Below are 302 nucleotides of genomic sequence, written 5' to 3' on the forward strand. Positions count from 1 at the left end.
CCGGCGATCCGCCCACCAGCGTCTACGCGGTGAGAACCGGGCCGTCCAAGACCGTCGTCATGCACCGCGACGGCGACGAGCAGGTGACCGGCTTCCAGATCGTCGGCGAATCGCTCGGACTGGGCGGTGTGCACACCGGCCATCACAACGGCGATGCGATCGCGCTCGAAGACAGCACCGTCTGCATCATTGCGTTCGGCCAGCTCGAACAGGACTGGCGCGAAGTACGGACGATGCAGCACCACGTCTACCAGATGATGAGCGGCGAGATCGCCCGCGAGTCCGCGTTGATGCTGCTGCTC

General features: G+C 65.6%; 1 protein-coding gene. It reads left to right on the forward strand.

The genetic code is table 11. From position 1 onward, the window contains the following. Positions 1-302 (forward strand): cyclic nucleotide-binding domain-containing protein (locus KVT39_RS36735; protein WP_217591456.1); only part of this gene is annotated, 302 nt, incomplete at both ends.

This window comes from Burkholderia sp. GbtcB21, assembly GCF_019091065.1.
Classification (GTDB): Bacteria; Pseudomonadota; Gammaproteobacteria; order Burkholderiales; family Burkholderiaceae; genus Burkholderia; species Burkholderia pyrrocinia_C.